This window comes from Micromonospora phytophila (genome assembly GCF_023656545.1).
Classification (GTDB): Bacteria; Actinomycetota; Actinomycetes; order Mycobacteriales; family Micromonosporaceae; genus Micromonospora; species Micromonospora phytophila.
Genome location: NZ_JAMOKF010000032.1, coordinates 1 through 18,920, shown reverse-complemented (window position 1 = coordinate 18,920; position 18,920 = coordinate 1). Strand labels below are relative to the sequence as shown.

The window sequence follows — 18,920 nt, the reverse complement described above, 5'->3', positions numbered from 1 at the left end:
GGCCGTACCGGCGAGGTCAGCGGGCGCCGAGGTGGGCGAGCAGGTCCTGGCGGGTGAGCACACCCTTGGGCTTGCCGTCGACCAGCACCAGCGCCGCGTCGGACTTCTCCAGCAGGCCGACCGCCTCGCTCACCGGCTGACCGCCGCCGATCATCGGCAGCGGGTCACCCATGTGCCGCTCGATGGTGTCGTGCAGGTGCGCCTGCCCGGTGAAGAGCGCGTCGAGCAGGTCCCTCTCCGCGATCGAGCCGGCGACCTCACCGGTGACGACCGGCGGCTCGGCCTTGAGCACCGGGAGCTGGGAGACCCCGTACTCGCGCATGTAGTCGATGGCGTCGCGGACGGTCTCGGTCGGGTGCACGTGTACCAGCTCGGGCAGGCCACCCGGCTTGCTGGCGAGCGCGTCGGCGACGGTCGGTTCGGTGCCGGAGTTGTCCAGGAAGCCGTACCGGGCCATCCAGGCGTCGTTGAAGATCTTGGAGAGGTAGCCCTTGCCGCTGTCCGGCAGCAGGACCACGACCACGTCGTCCGGGCCGGCCTTGCGGGCCACCTCGAGGGCGGCGACCACGGCCATGCCGCAGGAGCCGCCGACCAGCATCCCCTCCTCGCGGGCCAGCCGCCGGGTCATCTCGAAGGACGCCTTGTCGGAGACCTCGATGATCTCGTCTGCGACGCCCTGGTCGTAGGTCTCCGGCCAGAAGTCCTCACCGACGCCCTCGACCAGGTAGGGCCGGCCGGTGCCGCCGGAGTAGACCGAACCCTCCGGGTCCGCGCCGATGATCCGCACCCGGCCCTCGGAGGCCTCCTTGAGGTAGCGGCCGATGCCGGAGATGGTGCCGCCGGTGCCCACGCCGGCCACGAAGTGGGTGAGCCCACCCCCGGTCTGCTTCCACAGCTCCGGGCCGGTGGTCTCGTAGTGCGAGCGCGGGTTCGCCGGGTTGCTGTACTGGTTGGGCTTCCAGGCGCCGGGGATCTCCCGCGCCAGCCGGTCGGAGACGTTGTAGTAGGAACGCGGGTCCTCCGGCGCGACGGCGGTCGGGCAGACCACCACCTCGGCGCCGTACGCGCGCAGCACGTCCTGCTTGTCCTGGCTGACCTTGTCAGGGCAGACGAAGACGCACTTGTAGCCCTTGAGCTGCGCCACCAGGGCCAGCCCGACGCCGGTGTTGCCGCTGGTCGGCTCGACGATGGTGCCGCCCGGCTTCAGGATGCCCGCGGCCTCGGCGTCCTCCACCATCCGCAGCGCGATCCGGTCCTTCACCGAGCCACCGGGGTTGAGGTATTCCACCTTCGCCAGCACGGTGGCCTGGATGCCCTCGGTGACGTTGCGCAGCCGTACCAGCGGGGTGTTGCCGATCAGCTCGACGACGTTGTCGTAGTACTGCACCTCGTTGTGCCCTTCGTTGCGGCGCCGGCGACGGCGGCCGGGCAGACATTTATTCGATGCCCAGCCTACGTCCCGTCAGAGGGTCGCCCGCCCGGGGATGACGGAGCGGCGGCGTGCCTCCCACTCCAGGAACCGCTCGGTCTCGGCGAGCACGCTGCCGGCCAGCCAGGTGATCATCACCGCGTCGTCGGCCAGCCCGAACACCGCCAGCGGGATCTCCGGGAGCAGGTCCACCGGCGAGACGATGTACGCCGTGGCGGCCGTCATCAGGGCCAGCCGGAGGCCGCCGTCGTACTCGCCGCGGGCGGTGGCCCGGATCATCCGGGGCAGCGCCGCCAGCCGTGCCCCCAGCGACGGGCCGCCCCGCGCCCCCGTCGCGAGCGCCCGGGCCAGCGCGCTGAACGCCGCGCTCCGCTTCAAAGTCTTCCCCATCGTTTCCGCCCCTCTTCCGGGTGCCAGGGTGACGTTCCGGTGCAACCCCCCGGCCGGTCACCGGAACAGGTACCCAGACACGTCGTCTTCCAGGCACCGGGGAGCCGACACGACGACAGCGGTTTGTCGTGCCGGCGCGATAATCTCGCCTCATGGGGGTCGCTGGTTCCGTCGTCCCGGTTGGTTCGCGCTGGCAGCGCGTCCGGCAGGTCGCCCGCCTGGCGGCGATCGGCACGGGCGCCACCGCGGCGGCCGCGGTGGCGACCGGCGGCGTGCTCATCGGGCAGGCCCGCCAGGCCCGGCGCACGATCCCGATGGCCGAGGCGCCGCCGCCGCGCTGTGACGGGGTCTACGGCGCGAAGCTGCCCGGCCCACCGGTCACCGTGGTCGTGCTCGGTGACTCCTCAGCCGCCGGCTACGGCGTGCACCGCCGCCGGGAGACGCCCGGGGCGCTGCTCGCCACCGGCCTGTCGCGCCGGCTGCAACGGCCCGTCCGGCTGCACCGGTTCGCCGTGGTCGGCGCCATCTCGGCGGTGCTGAGGCACCAGGTCGAGGCGGCGCTGGAGTGCGACCCCGACGTCGCGGTGATCCTCATCGGCGGCAACGATGTGACCAACCGCACTCCGCCCGCGCTGGCGGTGCGCTACCTGGTCGAGGCGGTCCGAGCGCTGCGCGCCGCCGGCTGCGAGGTGGTCGTAGGCACCTGCCCCGACCTGGGCGCGATCGAGCCGATCCAGCCGCCGCTGCGCTGGCTGGCCCGCCGCTGGAGCCGGCAGCTGGCCGCCGCCCAGACGGTGGCCGTGGTCGAGGCCGGCGGCTGGACGGTCTCCCTCGGCGACCTGCTCGGGCCCCGGTTCGCGGCCGAGCCGACCCGGATGTTCGCCTGGGACCGGTTCCACCCCTCGGCGGAGGGCTACGCGGTCGCCGCCGCCGCCCTGCTGCCGACCGTGCTCTCCGCGCTCGGCACCGGGCAGGAGCGGCGCACCACCCTGGCCCGGGGCGAGGGCGTACGGTCGCTGCCGGAGGCCGCCCAGGAGGCGGCCCGGCACGCGGGCACGGAGGTCAGCGGCACCCAGGTCCGGGGGCGCGACCACGGTCCGGCCGGCCGGTGGGCGCAGCTGCGCCGACGGGCCTTCTTCGGTGTCGGAGCGGTGCCGCAACCCGGCCCCGCCGCCGACTCACCCACAGTGGAGGGACTGGCATGAGCGGGCGCAGCGAGCGAACCATCGGGCAGAGCGCGGCAGTTCCCCATGTCGTGGCGGGCCACAGGGAGGCGTCGGCATGAGCGAGCACTCCTCCCCCGCGCGAGTCGCCGGCCGACTGGGTCGGGCGGCGGCGGTGTCCCTGGTCGGCGGCGCGGCCGTCCTCGCCGGTCAGGCCTTCGTCGCCCGGCACCGCCGGTACGCCCAACCGGAGCTGGGGCTGGCCCTGCGCGCCACGGTCGGCCGGGCCGGGGCCCCACCGCTGCGGCTGGTGCTGCTCGGCGACTCGTCCGCCCTCGGCGTCGGGGTCGAACGCCTCGACGAGACCATCGGCGGGCAACTGGCCAACCTGCTCGCCGAGGGCCCGACCGGCCGGCAGGTCCACCTGTCCAGCGTCGGCGTCGCCGGCTCCCGCTCGACGGACCTGGCCACCCAGGTGGCCCGGGCGCTGCTCGGCGAGGCAGGCCACGGCGGCGATCGTGCCGTGGCCGCAGGCGGGCAGTTCCCCCTTGGCGGTGAAGAAGCGCAAACCCACGGTGGACTCCTCGGCCGCGGCGCGGCCGTCGTGATGCGTCGGTGCGCTAGGCGCAATCTGCGGATCCTGCGAGATCACGAAGACAGCATGCGAGGTGCCGCAAAGGACTGGCACCCGGCTGCGTTCGGCATCGGTCCGTGTGGGCAGGGCGGAATCGTCAACGACGGCTGTTGGGCTGCCGCCACGGCCGTCGCGGAGGCAGGCGTTGACGATGCTGATCGGAAACGGCATAGCCGTCGGGTGGGCGTGTTGACCGAAGTTCATAGCTGCGTCCGATCTGCGACGCGCCGCGTCGCGTAGCCCAACTGGTCGACGGTGGCGGTCTTTGCCGCGATTGTCGCGGACTGTCCGTGCCGCCGGGATGAGCGTCTCGCGACTGTGATTGTCCGCTCTGACCAACGATGACCCGGGTGCCCAGCGCTAGACAGATGGGACCGCGGCAGGTGGGTCAGCACGGTCTCGGCCACATCCCCGGGTTCAGGGCGTTCGGCCTGACGGTCCCCACGGCGCGGCGAAAGGTCGACGGCATGGCGAATGTCATCCCCATCGCCCGGGGTTTGTGGTCGCAGCCGGGGTTCAGCTATGCCGGACGGGTCTACCACACCGACTCCGCCGACGTGGCTCCTCGGCCCGAGCACCGGATCCCCATCTGGCTCGGCACGTTCGGCGACCGCGCGCTGGCAGTGACCGGGCGGCTAGCGGACGGCTGGATATCGTCGCTCAGTTCGGCCCCGCCGGACCAGGTCACTGTGCTAGGAGACAAGCTTGTCGCCGCCGCTGTCGCGTCTCGGACATGGCGGCTGGCTCGATCGCGAACGCGTCGGTTCGCCTCACTGATGAGGAGAACTGTCGCGAACGAAGGTTGCATGGAGCATCGCGGCATAGTGCGAGCCGAGGGTCTTGCGTGACCAGCGCCTGTCGACAATCAGCCGTTCGGTGACGTCCCACGACATCAGGGCCCACAGCATGTCGGCCGCCGCCGATGGGGTCCAGGGGTCAGCGAGTCTGTTCTCCTTGTCCAGCCAGTTGGCCAGCCGGCGACAGCTCGTCAGCCAGTTGCGCATTGTAAGATGCCAGAGCTCTGCGGCGTCCTCGTCTGTGTTGCGGGCGCGCTCAATGACGCGGCTGATCGTCAGGATCCTAGGGTGCGACCTGGCGATGTGACGCGCCCACTCATCCAGCGCGCCGACTGCGTCTTTCTGCGCCCACACCTTCGCCAGCGAGGTGGCCAGGTCCTCCGCCTCGCCTAGATGTCGGTACAGCGTGGTGAGCAACTCCGATCGCGAGGCGAAGTGCAGATAGAGCGCGCGACGAGAGACGCCCGCCCGGTCGGCGACCGCGGACAACGTCATGACGTCGAACCCGTCCTCTTCGATAAGCGACCGGGCGGCCTGGAGCAGAGCCTCCCGGGTGCGACGACTACGCGTGTTCTGCGGCACACCGATCGGCGCGGTCATGACCTCACCCAATCCTTAACTGCACATGGTCTGCACTCATCCCTTGCACTTTACTACACGCGCACTGTAGTTTGAGAAGTGCAGTAGGAGTGAAGTTGAGTGCCAGGATCGCGGGCGGCCGATGCGATGGAGGGACCAGCACCTGCAGGTTGCTGGGCTCCTGTGATCGGCCCGAGCGGCACCGGGAGTGTTTGGCGCTGTCGCGGCGAGCCTGGCTACCACCTGGAGGGCCGATGTACTACGGCACGGTGCTCATGACGCGGGCGCGGATCGATCCGAGGTCACGCCTTGTGGCAGCGCGTCCGCGGGGCGACCGCGGCGCGATGCGCTGTGAGGCATTCGCGTGACCCGGCAGTGCGCACCGCAGCTGCCAGCCCAGCAGGAACGCAATCGTTGGTGGCTGGTGGTCGCGGCGGGCCTTGCGGTGTTCATGGCGATGTTGGACATGAGCATCGTGGGCATTGCACTGCCCAATATCGGGGCGGACTTCGACGTGTCTCCGGCCGCGGCCGAATGGGTGGTGCTCGGATACCTGTTGCCGCTGGTTGGCGTGACGTTGCCGGCTGGTACGTGGCTTGATCGGGTGGGGAAGCGGCCGGCATTGGTCTTCTCCGCCGGCGGGTTCGTGCTAGCCAGCATCGCCGCAGGACTGGCCCCGAACATCGGCTGGCTGATCGGCGCCCGGGTGATGCAGGGGTCCTTCGGGGCGGTCCTGTTTGCGCTTGGTCCGGCCCTGGCCGCTGCGGCGGTTCGACCGGATGCTCGCGGACGCGCGATGAGTGTGGTGGCGACCGTGGGGCCGCTCGGCGGGGTCAGCGGGCCGGCGTTGGGCGGACTGTTGGTCGACAGCCTCGGGTGGCCGTGGACGTTCTACATCAACGTGCCGGTTGGTCTGGCCGTGATTGGCATCGGTCTTGCGCAACTACCCGCGGAGGGTCGGCTGCGCTGGCCCGACCGGTCCCTTGTTGCCGGGGCGGCACTCCTCTGTGCAGCTGCGGTCGCGCTGCTGGGCGGTCTGGCACTCTCGGCCAGCCGGGGGCTCGGATGGCTTGTACTCACTGCCGCGGCAGTTCCGCCGCTGCGTGCCTGGCTGCGTATGCGTGCGAGCCAGAGCACAAGAGGGCTGCTGCTGGTCCCCGGGATGGCAGGGCCTCACCTCGCGCTCGTCGCCCAGACCACTGGTGTGGGCGTACTGATGTTTTTGATCCCGTTCTACCTGCAGGACACGCTGAACATGTCCGCGACGACAGCTGGGCTCGCGATCCTGGCCTTCCCACTGGCGGCCTTGCTCCTCGCTTCCGTCGGGGGAGTGATCGCCGACGTCTGGAACGCACGCCGAACATCCTTGCTGGGAGTTGCGGTGTTCGTCGTCGGTCTCCTGACGCTCACCCCGTTGAATCCGGAGTGGGCCGCGGCCGACCTGACCTGGAGGCTGGCCATTGTAGGCGGCGGCGCGGGGCTGTTCAGCGGTCCCAACCAGACAGTAGCGATGTCGACGGCTCCCCCAGCGCTGCTCGCCACCACGGGAGCGACTACCAGCCTGGCTCGGCAACTTGGCTTCTCGCTGGGGCCGGGGTTGGCCACCGCCGTGTGGGCATTGTCCGGATACACCGCCCTGGGCATGCGCACCGCATTGGTCGCTGCCGCAGGGCTGGGTGTGATCGCGCTGCTCCCGCTCTGCCGTGGCGCGTCTACCCCACAGGCGCCCGACTCGTACAGACACATCAATGCAGAGGAAGGATCACAACCGTGCACAACAACGTCCATGTCGCAGTGATCTACTACAGCGCCACCGGCACCGTACACGCGCTCGCGCAGGCCTCGGTCGACGGCGCCGAGAAGGCGGGGGCCACAACCCGGCTTCGGCGGGTCGCCGAACTCGCCCCAGCTGCGGCGATCGCCAGCAACCCTGAGTGGCAAGCGCACAGTGAACAGAGCGCCGGCATCCCCGAGGCCACCCTGGCCGACTTGGACTGGGCAGACGTGGTGCTCTTCGGGACCCCCACCCGCTACGGAACCATGGCCAGCCAACTCAAGCAGTTCATCGACACCACTGGACCGCTATGGCAGCAAGGCAAGCTCGCCGACAAGGTCTACAGCAGCTTTACCGCCACGGCCACGATCCATGGCGGACAGGAGAGCACCTTGCTCTCAATGGCCCAGGTCTTCTACCACTGGGGCGGCATCATGGTGCCGCCCGGCTACACCGATCCCATCCAGTTCCAGACCGGTAATCCGTACGGCACATCGTTCGTCGCCAGCCAGGGAAAACTCCCCGACGAAACCGCGCTTGAAGCCGCTCGCTACCAGGCCCGGCGCGCTACGGACATCGCCGCGCAGATCAAGGCGGGCCGCCGTGCCGCCTGAACTCGCCGGGCCGCTTATCGAGGTGGGTTCTCGGCTAAAGGGGTCGGCTCCGGTCGATCCCTGTAATCACCCTCAACCAAGGTCGTCAGCGGGGGTTTAGCCCCCGCTGGCGACTCTCAACCGACAGGCAATCGCCTACGAGATATGCTCAACACACCGTTTGGAGTTCCCGTGTCCACCGCCTACGTCAGCGTCACCCTCCTGACCATCGCCGCCAACGCCTTCTCGGGCGTGGCCGCCCTGCTCCACTTCAAGCCGATTCGCCCGGGCATGGCCAAGGCGAGGGTGCCTGAGTCATGGCTCACCTTTCCGATCGGAACCCTGAAGACAGCTGGCGCGGTCGGCCTGCTGGTCGGCCTGCTCGGCGCACCGGTGATCGGCATCGCTGCCGGAATCGGCCTCACCCTGTTCTTCGTGTGCGCTGTCCACACTCACCTCCTCGCAGCCGACTACTCACCACAGTTCGGCCTGGCGGTCGGGTTTCTTCTCCTGGCCGTCGCCTCGCTCACGCTCGGGCTGGTCACCCAATGAACGGGACCCGCCGCAGCGGTCGCCCACCTCGCCGTGAGGAGAACCACTGATGACACACACGTACGAATCCCACCTGGTGTGGGACGGATCGACCGGCGCCGGATACCGGCACTACTCCCGGTCCATGCGAGCCGTGGCACCACCGTCCCAGGTGGAGATTCCACTGAGCGCGGACCCGAAATTTCTCGGTGACCCGGCGCGGGTCAATCCCGAGCAATTGCTCGTCATGGCGGTCAGCTCATGCCAGCTTCTCTCGTTCCTGGCAGTCGCCGCGAGACAGGGAGTGGATGTTCTCTCCTACGAGGATGACGCGGTCGGCTCCATGCCGGGCAACGCATCGCCGATGCGGATCACCGAGATCACCTTGGCGCCACAGATCCTGGTCGCGGCACGCACTGACGTCGCCCTGGTAGAGAAGCTCGTTCAGGACGCGCACGCGTACTGCTATATCGCCAACTCGTTGAGTGCCTCCGTGACCGTCACGCCGACCGTCAGCGTCGATCACCATGAATGAACCAGCCGGCGTCTTCGCGTGGCGCGCCGGACATCCGCTGGCGGCGAATGGAATCGGTGCCGTCAAGCTCCCAACGCGAGGCTGGCGGTTGGCCCTGATCAGGGTCGTGGGCGTGTCGGTGATCGATACGCAGTGAGGCCTCCGGTAGATGGTTCAGCGACCAAGCAGAACCTGAAACCGGAGACCTCGTGGCCACCATACCGGTGACGAGGCGACACGACCTGACCGACGCTCAGTGGGCGGCGCCTGCGCCGCTGCTGCCGAGGGGTAAGAAGCCAGGTCGGCCGCCGAAGTGGAGTAAAAGGCAGCTCATCGACGGGATCCGGTGGCGGGTCCGGGTGGGCTCGCCCTGGCGGGACGTGCCGGAATGCTACGGGCCCTGGCAGACGATCTACGGGCTGTTCCGACGCTGGCAACGCTCCGGGGTGTGGCAGCGGATCGTCACCGGACTGCAGACCCGCGCCGACGCAGCAGGTCTGATCGGCTGGGACGTCAGCGTCGACTCGACCATCGCACGGGCGCATCAGCACGCCGCCGGCGCCCGCACCCAACCGGAGCGGCAGAAGGAGCCACCCGGCGGGGTCGATGACGAGCCCGCTGATCACGCCCTGGGCCGGTCGCGGGGCGGCTGACCCAACAAGCTGCACCTGGCCTGCGAGCAAGGCCGCAAACCCCTCGCGATACTGCTGACCGGCGGGCAACGCGGCGACAGCCCGCAGTTCACCCGGGTCCTGGCGCGTATCCGGGTTCCCCGCCCCGAGGGCGGTCGACCCCGCACCCGACCCGACCGGGTCCTTGCCGACAAGGCCTACAGCTCCTGCGGCAATCGGGCGGAACTGCGCCGGCGTGGCATCCCGGCCACGATCCCGATCAAGATCGGCCAGGCCGCCAACCGGCACAAGAAGGGGTCCAAGGGCGGCCGGCCACCGACCTTCGACCCCCACACCTACCGGCAGCGTCACGCCGTCGAGTGCGGCATCAACCAACTCAAACGCCACCGGGCAGTGGCCACCAGGTTCGACAAACTCGCCGTGCGCTAGCAGGCCACACTCCACGTCGTCGCGATCCACGAGTGGCTCTGACGGTGCCACCCGCTGAGCTGCAGGACTTGCCTACCCTGAAGACCGTGAACAAGCGACAGCGAAAGAAACTCGCCAAGCGCCTGATGGAGGCGGTGCTCCGCGAAGACGCAACGGTCGCCAGCGCCCTCCTGCGCGTCGGAGCGGACCCCAACGCGGCCGACCGCGAGGGCACGATCCCGCTCTACCAGGCATCCGTGCACGGCGCGGTCGATCTCGTGCGGCTTCTTCTTGCCGCCGGCGCTATGCCGGACACCGAAAGCGGGCACGGCCAGGAGGGAACGCGCCCCTATGCGCTGCGGCGGCCTGGGGATATACCGACGTCGTGCAAGAACTTCTCGCCCACGACGCAGACCTCGATAAGCGGCGCACGTCGTCTAAGGCCGGGCAGGCGTCAGGCGCTGTGGCCGGGGAAGGGGGCGGCCCATGGCTCGTTGTCGAGGCGCAGACCATTGGCCAGATAGCTGATGGTTCGATACCAGCCGGCCAGCACGAGGAACTCGAGCAGTTGTGACGCGTCGTACTGCCGCTGCAAGGCATCCCACGTCGGCTGGGACAGGTGCGCGGTGTCGTGCAGTTCGTCGACCGCTCGAACCAGCGCTCTATGGCGGGGGGGCCAGACTGGATCGTCAGCGGTTCCGCGCACTGTGGCGTGAAGTTGGTCAGCGGTCAGGCCGACTGCGTTGGCGAAGACAGTGGCGTGGACACCCCACTCGTACTCGCAATGGCACAGCGCGCACACGCGAGCGATGACGATCTCGCGGTCCAGCGCCGACAGTGCGCCATGCGCCAACAGGCCCCCTCCCAGCACGCGCATCCGGGACGCCAGGTCCGGGTTGCGGTGCAGGACCCGGAAAAGCACCAGCGGGTCATGGTCCACGTCTGGCGGCATCCACTTGTGCAGCGCGGCCGCTGTCTCCGGAGAGTACGGTGTGGTCAGCGGCGTGATGCGCGACATCGGGGCACCTCCAGAGCGCTTCTATATTCGAATCAGTATGCGCTTCGAATCTAGAATCGTCAACGGTGCCGCGCGCCGGCCCGTCGAGCCGTCTGCGCCTCGGCGTGGTTGGCCGAGCTGTCGACCGGCGGCAGCCGGGCTACCGGTGCGGCGGACGGGGCTCGACGATGTCGGCCGCTTGGCTGGCGATCGCTCGTACGATCTGCGCCGCGGGCAGCGCGTCCCGCACGAGTTCGACCGACTGGCCGGCGTACATCGCCATCTCGTCCAGGGCTCCGCTCATGCCGGGCAGCGGTATCAGATCCTCGTATCGCCTGTGGGCGCCTCCCGCTGCATTCGTGGCGATGACATCGCCCTCGCCGGGCCGAGCGGGCGCGGCCGGCGAGCCGGCGGCCTCCCATCGGGCAATCGTGGGGTTCCGTAGCGCTCGGTGCGGCGCGCCGGGCCAGCCACCGTCGAAGCAGCGGGTGTGAACCGCATCGACCGCTGCGGCGTCGATCAGGCGGCGCCGGTACAGCTCGTGCGTGTGCGCCTCGACGGCGGTCAGGAATCGGGTGCCGAGCCAGCCGGCCTGGGCGCCCAACGCCAGTGCCGCGGCGAGGCCGCGCCCGTCCGCGATGCCTCCCGCGGCGATCACCGGCACCGGGGCGATTGCGTCCACCACCGCGGGAACCAACGTCATCGTGGCGACCTGGCCGCGTATGTGACCGCCGGCCTCCCATCCCTGCGCGACGACCACGTCAACTCCGGCGTCGACCGCGCGGCGCGCTTCAGCCACGCTGCCGACGGTGTGCAGATGCAGCGCGCCGGCGGCGTGGATGGGCTCGTGCACGGTGGCGGGGTCCCCCCAGAAGGTTGAGATGATCGGCACGGCCTGCTCCAGGCAGACGGCCAACCTGCTGGCGACCGGGAAGTCCAACACGAGATTCGCGCCGAACGGACGCGTCGTCAGCCGCCTGACTTGCTGAATCTGTTCCCGCGCTTGGGCGTCGGTGCGCCAGGTCAACGCAAGCATGCCCAGTCCGCCGGCTTCGGCCACAGCCGCGACCAGTTCGGGCGAGGCCGCTGAGCCGACCGGCGCCTGAACGACCGGCAGGTCGATCCCCAGGTGGCCGCACAGCGGGGTCAGGAGCGCGGTCACGCGCAACACCTCCGTCTCGTGCTTCTGATTGCAAAGCGATCCCAGGCAACGGTAATGTGTCGGTATTCGAAGCGCCAGCGGTCACGAGAACGGATTCGATGATGATGATGGCGCCACGACCGGGGCGGTCCGTCCGGGGTTCCGCCACTGGTCGGCCCCTGATGGCTGCGCTCGATCTGTTCGGGCGGCGTTGGAGCCTCCGCATCGTCTGGGAGTTGCGCGACTCTGCGCTCGGCTTCCGTGCCCTGCAACGACGCTGCGAAGACATGTCATCCAGCGTTTTACGTCAGCGATTGACCGAACTCGCCGACGCCCGCATCGTCGAACAGCTCACCGACGCCAGCTACACCCTCACGCCGCTGGGCCATGAGGCATACCATGCCCTGCGCCCCTTGATTCGCTGGTCCGACAAGTGGTCCACCGCCCTCGCGGAAACCGCTAGCCCTTCAGGCGAGGCAGGCTCAGGTCCGTGAGAGTCAGCCGGGCGCCTTCCCCCGTGCCGCTGGCTATCCCACGAGCCGGACGTCGGGGTGGCACGGCGAGTTGCCGCTGAACAACGTGGAGCCACCGCCACGCAGGTGGTGATTGAAGAAGGCGACACGGACGCGTTCCATGTCATCGAACCGGAAAAGCACGACTGCCTCGCTCGGATCCTTCATGTTCCTTGTGACGATCACTGCATCCTGGCCCAAGGCGTCTCGCTGCTCCCGCAAATCGAAGCACCAGAGCCACCACCAAGGGCAGGTCAAGAATGCCCGTCACCTTGCACGCCCACAAGTATTGCCAACAACCGTTGGCAACGGTATGTGGCCATGGTCGACGTGTCAACAGCTGTTGGCTTAAGCTTACGTCATGGCTGAGACACACCGGCGGCGCTCAGATGCCACCCGTGCCGCGATCCGAGATGCGGCACGCGAGCGTTTCGCCGCCGATGGTTATGAACGGGCCACCATCCGGGCGATCGCCTCCGACGCACGCATCGACCCATCGATGGTCATCCGGTATTTCAACAGCAAGGAGAAGCTGTTCGCCGCAGCCGCGGAGTTCGACCTGCAGCTGCCTGACTCGCGTTCGATCGCCCATGCCGAGGCGGGTTGGGCCCTCGTGGGCCACTTCCTCGACCGGTGGGAGGGCGACGACACACTTCTCGCCCTTCTCCGCACAGCGGTCACGCACGCCGCCGCGGCTGAACGGATACGGGCAGTCTTCGCAGACCAGCTCGCCCCGCTGCTCGCGGAGCTGTGTGACGACCGCGCTCAGGTTCCTACCAGGGCTGGACTGGTTGCCACCCAGATGCTGGGCCTCGCGCTGTCCCGTTATGTCCTGGGAATCGGCCCGATCACCGAACTGGATCGCGACGCCATCATCGCCTGGCTCGGACCGACCATCCACCGCTACATCACGGCCCGCAACCCGACAGACGCATCTCCGCTCACGACATCGCCATGAGCCATTACCTGCGAGTCGCGGATCGGCCGGCTCCGGTAAGCGCGACGATGTGGGCTCGCGCGTGAAGTCCGTTGGGTCGCGGCCCGTGTCACCGCTTCAACCATGGCCGTCTGGCCGAGGCCCGCCATCTGCTGCGGCGTTCGAGGTGGCTCCCGTTGATCATGTCTGGCGTGGTCGCTTGTGGAGCAGTTGCTGCCGCACATGTCCGGTTTGCTAATCGATAGCGTTGAGCAGCGCCAGCAGGCCGTCGTGCTCTGCGCCCGGGTCCGATCAGCGACGGCGCGGTGCGGTAGATGTTGGCAGCCGTCGAGCCGCGTTCAGGGACATTATCTGCGGCGATTACGCGACGTCACGGTTGCCGGGGTAGCTGTGCTCCTTCAGGTGCGGGTGCGACGGTTCCGCTGCGACAACCGCAGCGGTGACCTTCGTCGAGCAGGTCGACGTATTGACCGCTCCGCATGCCCGGCTCACCCCGGGGCTGCGGGAACTGCTCACCCGGATCGGGCTCGCGTTGGCCGGGCGTGCCGGCGCTCGGCTGGCTGCCGCTGTCGGGGTGACCGTGGGCCGTGACACCCTGATACGGCTGGTCAGAGGCCTGCCCGATCCGGCGGCGACCGCGGTGACGGTCCTGGGAGCAGACCCGGGACTGGATCTGCGTCATCGCCCGGTGCCACCCCCGCTTCCTCGGCCGACCGTTCTCCTGCTGGTCACTTGCCAAGCTGCGTGACTACCTGATCGAGGCCGGCTACGTCACGGCGACCAGCGTCGAGACCGTCCGGCGGGTCCTGCACGAGCGCGGGGTGTCGTGGCAGGCCACCAAGACGTGGAAGGCCAGCACCGACCCCCGACTTCACGCCGAAGATGCGCCGCATCCTGGACCTCTACGACCACCCGCCCGCCGACGGTCGGGTCCTGCGGCAGTGGCCGGCGCGCTCGGTGAGCCTGTGCCTGTGCGTGGACGAGTTCGGGCCGTTGAACCTGCAACCCCGCCCCGGCCGCGCCTGGCGACCCCAGGGCCAGCCGGTACGGCTGCGGGCCACCTACACCCGCGACCACGGCGTGCGGCACATGATCGCCGCCCTCGACCTGAGCACCGGGAAACTGCACTACCGCATCCGCGACCGCAAACGCTGGCGGGAGTTCCTCGACTTTCTCAAGACCCTGCGCCGCCGCTGGCCCACCGAGAAGCTGTACCTGATCTGCGACAACTTCTCGCCGCACAAGCACCCCGAGGTCCGCGCCTGGTGCGCGACCAACCAGGTGGAACTGGTGTTCCTCCCGACCTACGCATCCTGGCTGAACTGGATCGAGGCCGAGTTCGCCGCCGTGCGGTACTTCGCCCTCAACGGCACCGACCACCGCAGCCACGCCGAGCAGGACGCCGCGATCGGCGACTACATCCGCTGGCGCAACCAACGCGCCCGACCGAAAACCGGTTCGCGATCAACTCCACGATCCGCCACCCGGATTACCCGTTCAACGCTGCATGACGAGGCACTAGGTAACTCTCGACCCACCTCCACCGGACTCAGTTCCCGAGGCCGAATCGGCCGGGCGATCGCGGCCGCGGAATTGAACGGGTCGAGCAGTCCGCCGCTTGTCCGGCCGCTACCCATGACGTCCCGCCGCGCTGGCGACGCCCCAGCGCCCGGGAACGTCCACCAGTTCGATACGTTGGATCCTGGCGGGTAGCACGGGATTGGTTGACAACTGTCCGTCGCTTGGCTCCATGCCGAGCAGCGTGCGCAGTAGGAGCAACGGGGTGCCGGTGGACCATGCCTGGGGACTACAGGCGGTCGGATACTGCACCGGGTAGTGCGTCAGGTCCCGCTGGTATCCGGCGAAGGCTTCTGGGAGTCTGCCGTCGAGGTACGCCGCCGCCTCGATCATCCCCTCGGCGAGCCGGGCGGCTTCCTCCGCGAAGCCGTATCGCCGCAAGCCCCAGGCGATGAAGGAGTTGTCAAACGGCCAGACGGTGCCGACGTGGTATCCGACGGGGTTGAAGCGGTCGTTGCCCTCGGCCAGGGTGCGGATGCCCCAACCGGTGAACAGACGCGGTCCGAGTAGGTGCTCGACGACCTTCGACGCACGGTCCGGTTCGACGATGCCGCTCCACAGCAGATGACCGATGTTCGAGGTCAATGAGTCGACGGCGGTGCCGTCACGGTCCAGGGCAACAGCGTAGTACCCCTCATCAGGCAGCCAGAAGTCCCGATTGAACCGGCGCTTGAGCTCGGCGGCCTCCCGTTCCAGCCGGGAGGCGTAGGCGTCGTCGTTCCAGAACTGCCGGGCCAGGCGCGCGCCGCGCATCTTGGCGTCATAGGCGTAGCCCTGAATTTCGCAGGTCGCGCGAGGGAAGCCTGGCAGCCGGCCGTCGCGGTATGAGATTCCGTCCCAGGAATCCTTCCAACACTGGTTCTCCAGGCCCGTTTCCTCGTTCCGCCGTTGGTACCAGATGTATCCGTTGCCCATGACGTCGCCGTACTGGTCGATCCAGTCCAGGGCGCAGCGTGTGAAGTACTCAAGCTGCTGGACAAGCTCGCCATCGCCGGTCCATCGTTCGTACTCGTCGAGCAGCACGACGTACAGCGGTGTGGCGTCGGCACTGCCGTAGTACGGGGAGTGCGGCTGTTCCTCGAACGCGGCACTTTCGCCGTAGCGGAGTTCGTGCAGTATCTTGCCCGGTTCCTCCTCGCGGAAGTCGTCCAGTCTGCGGCCCTGGAAGTTGCCGAGAAGGCGGAGCGTGGTAGCGGCGAGGTCCGACGTGAACGGGAGGGTTTGGAGACTGGTGAGGATGCTGTCTCGACCGAAGATCGTCATGAACCAGGGAAGCCCGGCTGCGGGCATGCTCTGCCCTCGGGCGGTCAAGGCCACGAACCGGAGCGCCGCGAGGTCGGTGACGCTGCGGCGGTAGGTCGTTGTAAGGGCCTCGCTGTCGCTGCTCAGGCGAGGGATGCGCTCGAGCCATTCGTCGATCTCCCGCCGCACCTCCGGGCGTGGGTGCTGTTCGCCCTGCAGGCTGGCGCGCAGGTCGACTCCGTCCCCCAGCGCTTCGATGTGCAGGACCGTCTGCCACGTGCCATGGGGTTCGATCAAGAGGTTGAATGTCAGGCCCCGCTCGTCGACCTCGGCGGGCGCGGTACTCGAGATGAGGGTCTCTCGCCGAAAAGTGTCTCGCAGGTAGCCCAGACGCAGTCGACCGTCTTCCACCCGCTGGTAGCGCCGGCCCTTCTTCTGTCGTACGTCCTTGATCTCGAAGATGTCTGCGAAGTCATTGCCCGCCTCGATACGAATGGTGATCTTTGCCGGCCTGCCTCGGTGGTTGAAGACGGTCACCCGGTCCTCGAAACTGCGGGTTACCGCCTGATGGCGAATGATCGACAGGTCTGCGTCGACGTAATGACTGGGTGCGCCGGGCACGAGGAAGAAGCGCGTTTCATGGTAATGAACATTGTCTATCGACAGCGTTTGTAGGCGCTCGCCGTTGATTGTCAGGTTCCACGTAGACAGGAAGCGGGTGTCGAAGGCAAAGTAACCTACGGGAAACGTAGACGAGGGGTGCAGGTTGCCCTGCCGGTCGGAGACGACGAACACATTGCCGTCCAGGATCCGCACCGTGTCTTCGCTCATGGAGCCGCCCCTTCCGCAGAGAGGGTACGCGGATGGCGGGCATCCGGCGGGCCGGGAAAAAGCCGTGCAAAAAAGCTGAACAGGATGAACTTCCCGCGGATGCGGATCTGGTAGCGCAACCACGCCGACCATGGGTTGGTCGTGCCGCAGGCAAATCCGTCAAACAGACCTTGTGTCGTCTGCACCACGCAGTCCGCCTCGCGCCACTCTGGGGTCACGCGAAGCCCGCCGTGCCGGATGACGACAGTCCAGTGCTCGACGTCGCCGTCGTGTGCGAGATCGAAGCGCACTGTGCCCTCGATCCCCGCGAGAATGTCCTCGTGCCCGCGACGATTGAGAGTGTCGAAGAACCTTGATGTCGGGCTTACCATCCGCATCTCCTGTTCCTGCCTCCGCCTACACATGGTGAAATGGCGGCGGGTGATCCGGCACCACCCGGATGAGGTGAGAGCGGGCCGGCCAGTCCAACCCTGGGATCGGAAAGCCTGTCTTGTACCGGGCGTCCGGGGCGGCTGATCGTGGCGGGGTCGCCGAGAGAAGGCGTCGCTGCGAACCATCGCCAGCGAACTGGGCAGGCACGTCGGCGATGTGGATGCGCTCGGCCTCGCTGAGGTACCGGGAAGACAACGAAGCCCGGGTTACCGGCGCATTGCACGCTGGCGACCCGGGCTACTTTTTTGTTGGGGCTCGGCCGTTGCGCCAGCATCGTGCGGTTCGGTAGTGCACACCGACGATCTTGGCGGCTTCGCGGCTGCTGTACCCCTTTTGCATGAGCTGGAAGTATGCGGCCCGCTCACGGAGAAGCCCGCGGCCCACCCGCCGGCCGATCACCTACCCTTACGCGCCGGACTTCCTGCGTGACGGCGAACGGCTTGATCTGCCCGACGACTTGGCGACGCTGGCGGTGAGGGCCCTCGACCGGATCATGGCCGCGGACTCCGAATGGCGCGACCTGTGGCAGGAAGCCGCCGAGGATGTCAACTCGGCCTTCGACGCCGTCCGTGATCTACGCAAGGTCATGGCGGCGTAGTGGGCGGGCCTGGTGCAACGTCCAGCCGTGCGCCGATGTCACTTGCACACTCGTGGCCCAGGCAGGCAAGGATCTGGTGACGGGCATGGGTGTGACGTGGCGGCGCCGCTTCCTGGGCTGGCTTCCACGCGCTGAGCTGATTTGACCGCCCCGGCACGCACCCGCGCCGGACTGGCTTCGCGTTCGACCGGCGCTCTCCTCGGACTCACGATCCGCGCGGTCACCCCTGCGCGACCAGGGCGAGGATGTCGCGCGCCACAGGCAGTGCGGCCTCTCGGTGCGCCGGGACGAGTCCGATGCGGGTACGCCGGTCGAGCAGATCGTCGACGGTGAGCGCGAGTTCGTGCTGGGCGGCCCAGAGCAGCTCGGCCCCGGTGACGGGGATGTCGGGCCCGATTGGCCGGCGGAGTTCGGCCGGCGCCCCGGCGAGGACGTCGACCGCCTCGGTGCCGTAGCGCTGGACGAGTCGGCGGGGCGCCTGCACCCGGGCCAGCTGCGCGCTGCTGGCGGCCCCGGGGAGTGGAAGCCGCCGGGTGCGGCAGGGGCCGGCGGTGAGCCGACGCGCGCGTACCGCGGTGTCGACGGCGTCCTGCGCCATGCGGCGGTAGGTGGTGAGCTTGCCGCCGACGACGCTGATGATGCCGTCCGGGTCGTCGATGACCGCGTGTCGTCGGGAGATGTCGGCGGTTCGGGAGTCGCCGTCGGCCAGCAGTGGGCGGAGCCCGGCGTACGCGCCGAGGACGTCGGCGGGTCGCAGGGGCGCGTCGAGGACACTGTTGAGCACGTCGAGCAGGAATGCAATGTCGGCCGCGGTGGGTTCCGGCACATCGGGGACGGGTCCGTCCAGCGCCTCGTCGGTCAGGCCGGCGTAGACCAGGCCGTCGGTCTGGGGCAGGGCGAAGACGTACCGGGTGAACTCGCCGGGCACGGGGATCGTCAGCCCCGTCCAGAGCCCGCCCAGGCGGGCGGCGGACAGGACGATGTGCGTGCCCCGCGACGGGCGTAGCCGGACGTGCGAGGTGAGGTCGCCCGCCCAGACGCCGGTGGCGTTGACCACGGCGCGGGCGGAGATGTGCAGCCGGCTTCCGGTGCGGGTGTCCTCGATGGTGGCGCCGTCGCGGTGCAGGTCGACGGCCCGGCACCGGGGCAGGATGCGCGCGGAGCGGGCCGCGGCCGCGCGGGCGAGGCCGACGACGAGTCGGGCGTCG

The 18,920-nt window shown here is 68.7% G+C and carries 21 protein-coding genes and 3 pseudogenes; 14 read left to right on the top strand and 10 right to left on the bottom strand.

Annotation, left to right across the window (positions count from 1 at the left end; genetic code table 11):
* Positions 1 to 16: 16 nt before the first annotated feature.
* Entirely contained in the window at positions 17 to 1,387 is a 1,371-nt protein-coding gene (locus tag NCC78_RS07475; RefSeq protein ID WP_250792725.1) for a cystathionine beta-synthase, read from the bottom strand.
* 75 nt (positions 1,388 to 1,462) lie between these two features.
* The gene (locus NCC78_RS07470; RefSeq protein ID WP_250792724.1) at positions 1,463 to 1,819 is read right to left on the bottom strand and encodes a YkvA family protein; all 357 of its coding nucleotides are present in this window, start codon (positions 1,817 to 1,819) and stop codon (positions 1,463 to 1,465) included.
* Positions 1,820 to 1,971: 152 nt separating this feature from the next.
* Between NCC78_RS07470 and NCC78_RS32755 the strand changes: the two are divergent.
* Positions 1,972 to 2,694, top strand: a pseudogene (locus tag NCC78_RS32755) (SGNH/GDSL hydrolase family protein); the annotation flags it as partial.
* A gap of 187 nt (positions 2,695 to 2,881) precedes the next feature.
* On the opposite strand, the gene NCC78_RS32750 reads toward NCC78_RS32755, so the two are convergent.
* A complete protein-coding gene (locus NCC78_RS32750) occupies positions 2,882 to 3,787 on the bottom strand; it encodes a PhzF family phenazine biosynthesis protein (protein ID WP_504919619.1) in 906 nt (301 codons plus the stop codon).
* Between the two features lie 170 nt (positions 3,788 to 3,957).
* Here NCC78_RS32750 and NCC78_RS32465 point away from each other — a divergent pair, with 170 nt between their 5' ends.
* Positions 3,958 to 4,464, top strand: coding sequence for an LLM class flavin-dependent oxidoreductase (locus tag NCC78_RS32465; protein WP_372495084.1), 507 nt, complete (start codon positions 3,958 to 3,960; stop codon positions 4,462 to 4,464).
* Here NCC78_RS32465 and NCC78_RS07450 read toward each other — a convergent pair.
* On the bottom strand, positions 4,387 to 5,013 hold the full coding sequence (locus tag NCC78_RS07450; RefSeq protein ID WP_250792720.1) for a TetR/AcrR family transcriptional regulator: 627 nt from the start codon (positions 5,011 to 5,013) through the stop codon (positions 4,387 to 4,389). The genes NCC78_RS32465 and NCC78_RS07450 overlap by 78 nt on opposite strands.
* A gap of 343 nt (positions 5,014 to 5,356) precedes the next feature.
* Between NCC78_RS07450 and NCC78_RS07445 the strand changes: the two genes are divergently transcribed.
* The 6 genes and pseudogenes from NCC78_RS07445 (at position 5,357) to NCC78_RS32460 (ending at position 10,018) form a co-directional block, all read left to right on the top strand.
* A complete protein-coding gene (locus tag NCC78_RS07445) occupies positions 5,357 to 6,790 on the top strand; it encodes an MFS transporter (protein ID WP_250792718.1) in 1,434 nt (477 codons plus the stop codon).
* Complete coding sequence (gene wrbA / locus NCC78_RS07440; RefSeq protein ID WP_250792716.1) at positions 6,763 to 7,380, top strand: NAD(P)H:quinone oxidoreductase; 618 nt, start codon at positions 6,763 to 6,765, stop codon at positions 7,378 to 7,380. The genes NCC78_RS07445 and wrbA overlap by 28 nt, the downstream gene beginning before the upstream one ends.
* A 171-nt stretch (positions 7,381 to 7,551) precedes the next feature.
* Complete coding sequence (locus NCC78_RS07435) at positions 7,552 to 7,911, top strand: DoxX family protein (protein WP_250792714.1); 360 nt, start codon at positions 7,552 to 7,554, stop codon at positions 7,909 to 7,911.
* A 151-nt stretch (positions 7,912 to 8,062) separates the two neighbouring features.
* Entirely contained in the window at positions 8,063 to 8,425 is a 363-nt protein-coding gene (locus tag NCC78_RS07430) for an OsmC family protein (RefSeq protein WP_250792713.1), read from the top strand.
* Between the two features lie 188 nt (positions 8,426 to 8,613).
* A pseudogene (locus NCC78_RS07425) lies at positions 8,614 to 9,465 on the top strand (IS5 family transposase).
* A gap of 232 nt (positions 9,466 to 9,697) precedes the next feature.
* A complete protein-coding gene (locus tag NCC78_RS32460; protein WP_372495086.1) occupies positions 9,698 to 10,018 on the top strand; it encodes a hypothetical protein in 321 nt (106 codons plus the stop codon).
* Here the strand turns inward: NCC78_RS32460 and NCC78_RS07420 are convergent.
* Entirely contained in the window at positions 9,899 to 10,462 is a 564-nt protein-coding gene (locus NCC78_RS07420) for a carboxymuconolactone decarboxylase family protein (protein ID WP_250792711.1), read from the bottom strand. The genes NCC78_RS32460 and NCC78_RS07420 overlap by 120 nt on opposite strands.
* Positions 10,463 to 10,601: 139 nt before the next feature.
* Complete coding sequence (locus NCC78_RS07415) at positions 10,602 to 11,603, bottom strand: NAD(P)H-dependent flavin oxidoreductase (protein ID WP_250792710.1); 1,002 nt, start codon at positions 11,601 to 11,603, stop codon at positions 10,602 to 10,604.
* A 161-nt stretch (positions 11,604 to 11,764) separates the two neighbouring features.
* Here NCC78_RS07415 and NCC78_RS07410 point away from each other — a divergent pair, with 161 nt between their 5' ends.
* The 5 genes and pseudogenes from NCC78_RS07410 to NCC78_RS07395 all read left to right on the top strand — a co-directional run bounded on the left by NCC78_RS07410 (position 11,765) and on the right by NCC78_RS07395 (position 14,744).
* Entirely contained in the window at positions 11,765 to 12,076 is a 312-nt protein-coding gene (locus NCC78_RS07410; protein WP_250792708.1) for a winged helix-turn-helix transcriptional regulator, read from the top strand.
* Positions 12,077 to 12,455: 379 nt separating this feature from the next.
* Entirely contained in the window at positions 12,456 to 13,052 is a 597-nt protein-coding gene (locus tag NCC78_RS07405; protein ID WP_250792706.1) for a TetR/AcrR family transcriptional regulator, read from the top strand.
* Positions 13,053 to 13,253: 201 nt separating this feature from the next.
* Positions 13,254 to 13,448 (top strand): annotated as a pseudogene (locus NCC78_RS32455) (hypothetical protein); the annotation flags it as partial.
* A 22-nt stretch (positions 13,449 to 13,470) separates the two neighbouring features.
* Positions 13,471 to 13,779, top strand: coding sequence for a hypothetical protein (locus tag NCC78_RS07400; protein ID WP_250792704.1), 309 nt, complete (start codon positions 13,471 to 13,473; stop codon positions 13,777 to 13,779).
* A gap of 134 nt (positions 13,780 to 13,913) precedes the next feature.
* Positions 13,914 to 14,744, top strand: a complete 831-nt coding sequence (locus NCC78_RS07395) for an IS630 family transposase (RefSeq protein WP_250792702.1) — start codon at positions 13,914 to 13,916, stop codon at positions 14,742 to 14,744.
* Here NCC78_RS07395 and NCC78_RS07390 read toward each other — a convergent pair.
* The 3 genes from NCC78_RS07390 to NCC78_RS32450 form a co-directional block, all read right to left on the bottom strand.
* Positions 14,661 to 16,682: an amylo-alpha-1,6-glucosidase gene (locus NCC78_RS07390; RefSeq protein ID WP_250792700.1), complete on the bottom strand. Its 2,022-nt coding sequence runs from the start codon at positions 16,680 to 16,682 to the stop codon at positions 14,661 to 14,663. The two genes, NCC78_RS07395 and NCC78_RS07390, sit on opposite strands and share 84 nt — an antisense overlap.
* A complete protein-coding gene (locus NCC78_RS07385) occupies positions 16,679 to 17,053 on the bottom strand; it encodes an SCP2 sterol-binding domain-containing protein (RefSeq protein WP_250792698.1) in 375 nt (124 codons plus the stop codon). The genes NCC78_RS07390 and NCC78_RS07385 overlap by 4 nt, the downstream gene beginning before the upstream one ends.
* Before the next feature lie 298 nt (positions 17,054 to 17,351).
* Complete coding sequence (locus NCC78_RS32450) at positions 17,352 to 17,453, bottom strand: hypothetical protein (RefSeq protein ID WP_372495082.1); 102 nt, start codon at positions 17,451 to 17,453, stop codon at positions 17,352 to 17,354.
* Here NCC78_RS32450 and NCC78_RS07380 point away from each other — a divergent pair.
* A complete protein-coding gene (locus tag NCC78_RS07380) occupies positions 17,452 to 17,712 on the top strand; it encodes a DUF4259 domain-containing protein (protein ID WP_250792696.1) in 261 nt (86 codons plus the stop codon). The two genes, NCC78_RS32450 and NCC78_RS07380, sit on opposite strands and share 2 nt — an antisense overlap.
* 220 nt (positions 17,713 to 17,932) lie before the next feature.
* On the opposite strand, the gene NCC78_RS07375 is transcribed toward NCC78_RS07380, so the two are convergent.
* Positions 17,933 to 18,920: glycerol-3-phosphate dehydrogenase/oxidase (locus tag NCC78_RS07375; protein ID WP_250792694.1), on the bottom strand; the 988-nt coding region annotated here is incomplete at its 5' end.

Bases quoted from the DNA above. Each gene is read 5' to 3' on its own strand.
- NCC78_RS07380 (WP_250792696.1), top strand. From the start codon at position 17,452: ATGAGCTGGAAGTATGCGGCCCGCTCACGGAGAAGCCCGCGGCCCACC.
- NCC78_RS07420 (WP_250792711.1), bottom strand. From the start codon at position 10,462: ATGTCGCGCATCACGCCGCTGACCACACCGTACTCTCCGGAGACAGCG.
- NCC78_RS07385 (WP_250792698.1), bottom strand. From the start codon at position 17,053: ATGGTAAGCCCGACATCAAGGTTCTTCGACACTCTCAATCGTCGCGGG.
- NCC78_RS07395 (WP_250792702.1), top strand. From the start codon at position 13,914: ATGCGCCGCATCCTGGACCTCTACGACCACCCGCCCGCCGACGGTCGG.
- NCC78_RS07405 (WP_250792706.1), top strand. From the start codon at position 12,456: ATGGCTGAGACACACCGGCGGCGCTCAGATGCCACCCGTGCCGCGATC.
- NCC78_RS07450 (WP_250792720.1), bottom strand. From the start codon at position 5,013: ATGACCGCGCCGATCGGTGTGCCGCAGAACACGCGTAGTCGTCGCACC.
- NCC78_RS07470 (WP_250792724.1), bottom strand. From the start codon at position 1,819: ATGGGGAAGACTTTGAAGCGGAGCGCGGCGTTCAGCGCGCTGGCCCGG.
- NCC78_RS32750 (WP_504919619.1), bottom strand. From the start codon at position 3,787: ATGCCGTTTCCGATCAGCATCGTCAACGCCTGCCTCCGCGACGGCCGT.
- NCC78_RS07390 (WP_250792700.1), bottom strand. From the start codon at position 16,682: ATGAGCGAAGACACGGTGCGGATCCTGGACGGCAATGTGTTCGTCGTC.
- NCC78_RS07410 (WP_250792708.1), top strand. From the start codon at position 11,765: ATGGCTGCGCTCGATCTGTTCGGGCGGCGTTGGAGCCTCCGCATCGTC.
- NCC78_RS32450 (WP_372495082.1), bottom strand. From the start codon at position 17,453: ATGCAAAAGGGGTACAGCAGCCGCGAAGCCGCCAAGATCGTCGGTGTG.
- NCC78_RS32465 (WP_372495084.1), top strand. From the start codon at position 3,958: ATGACCCGGGTGCCCAGCGCTAGACAGATGGGACCGCGGCAGGTGGGT.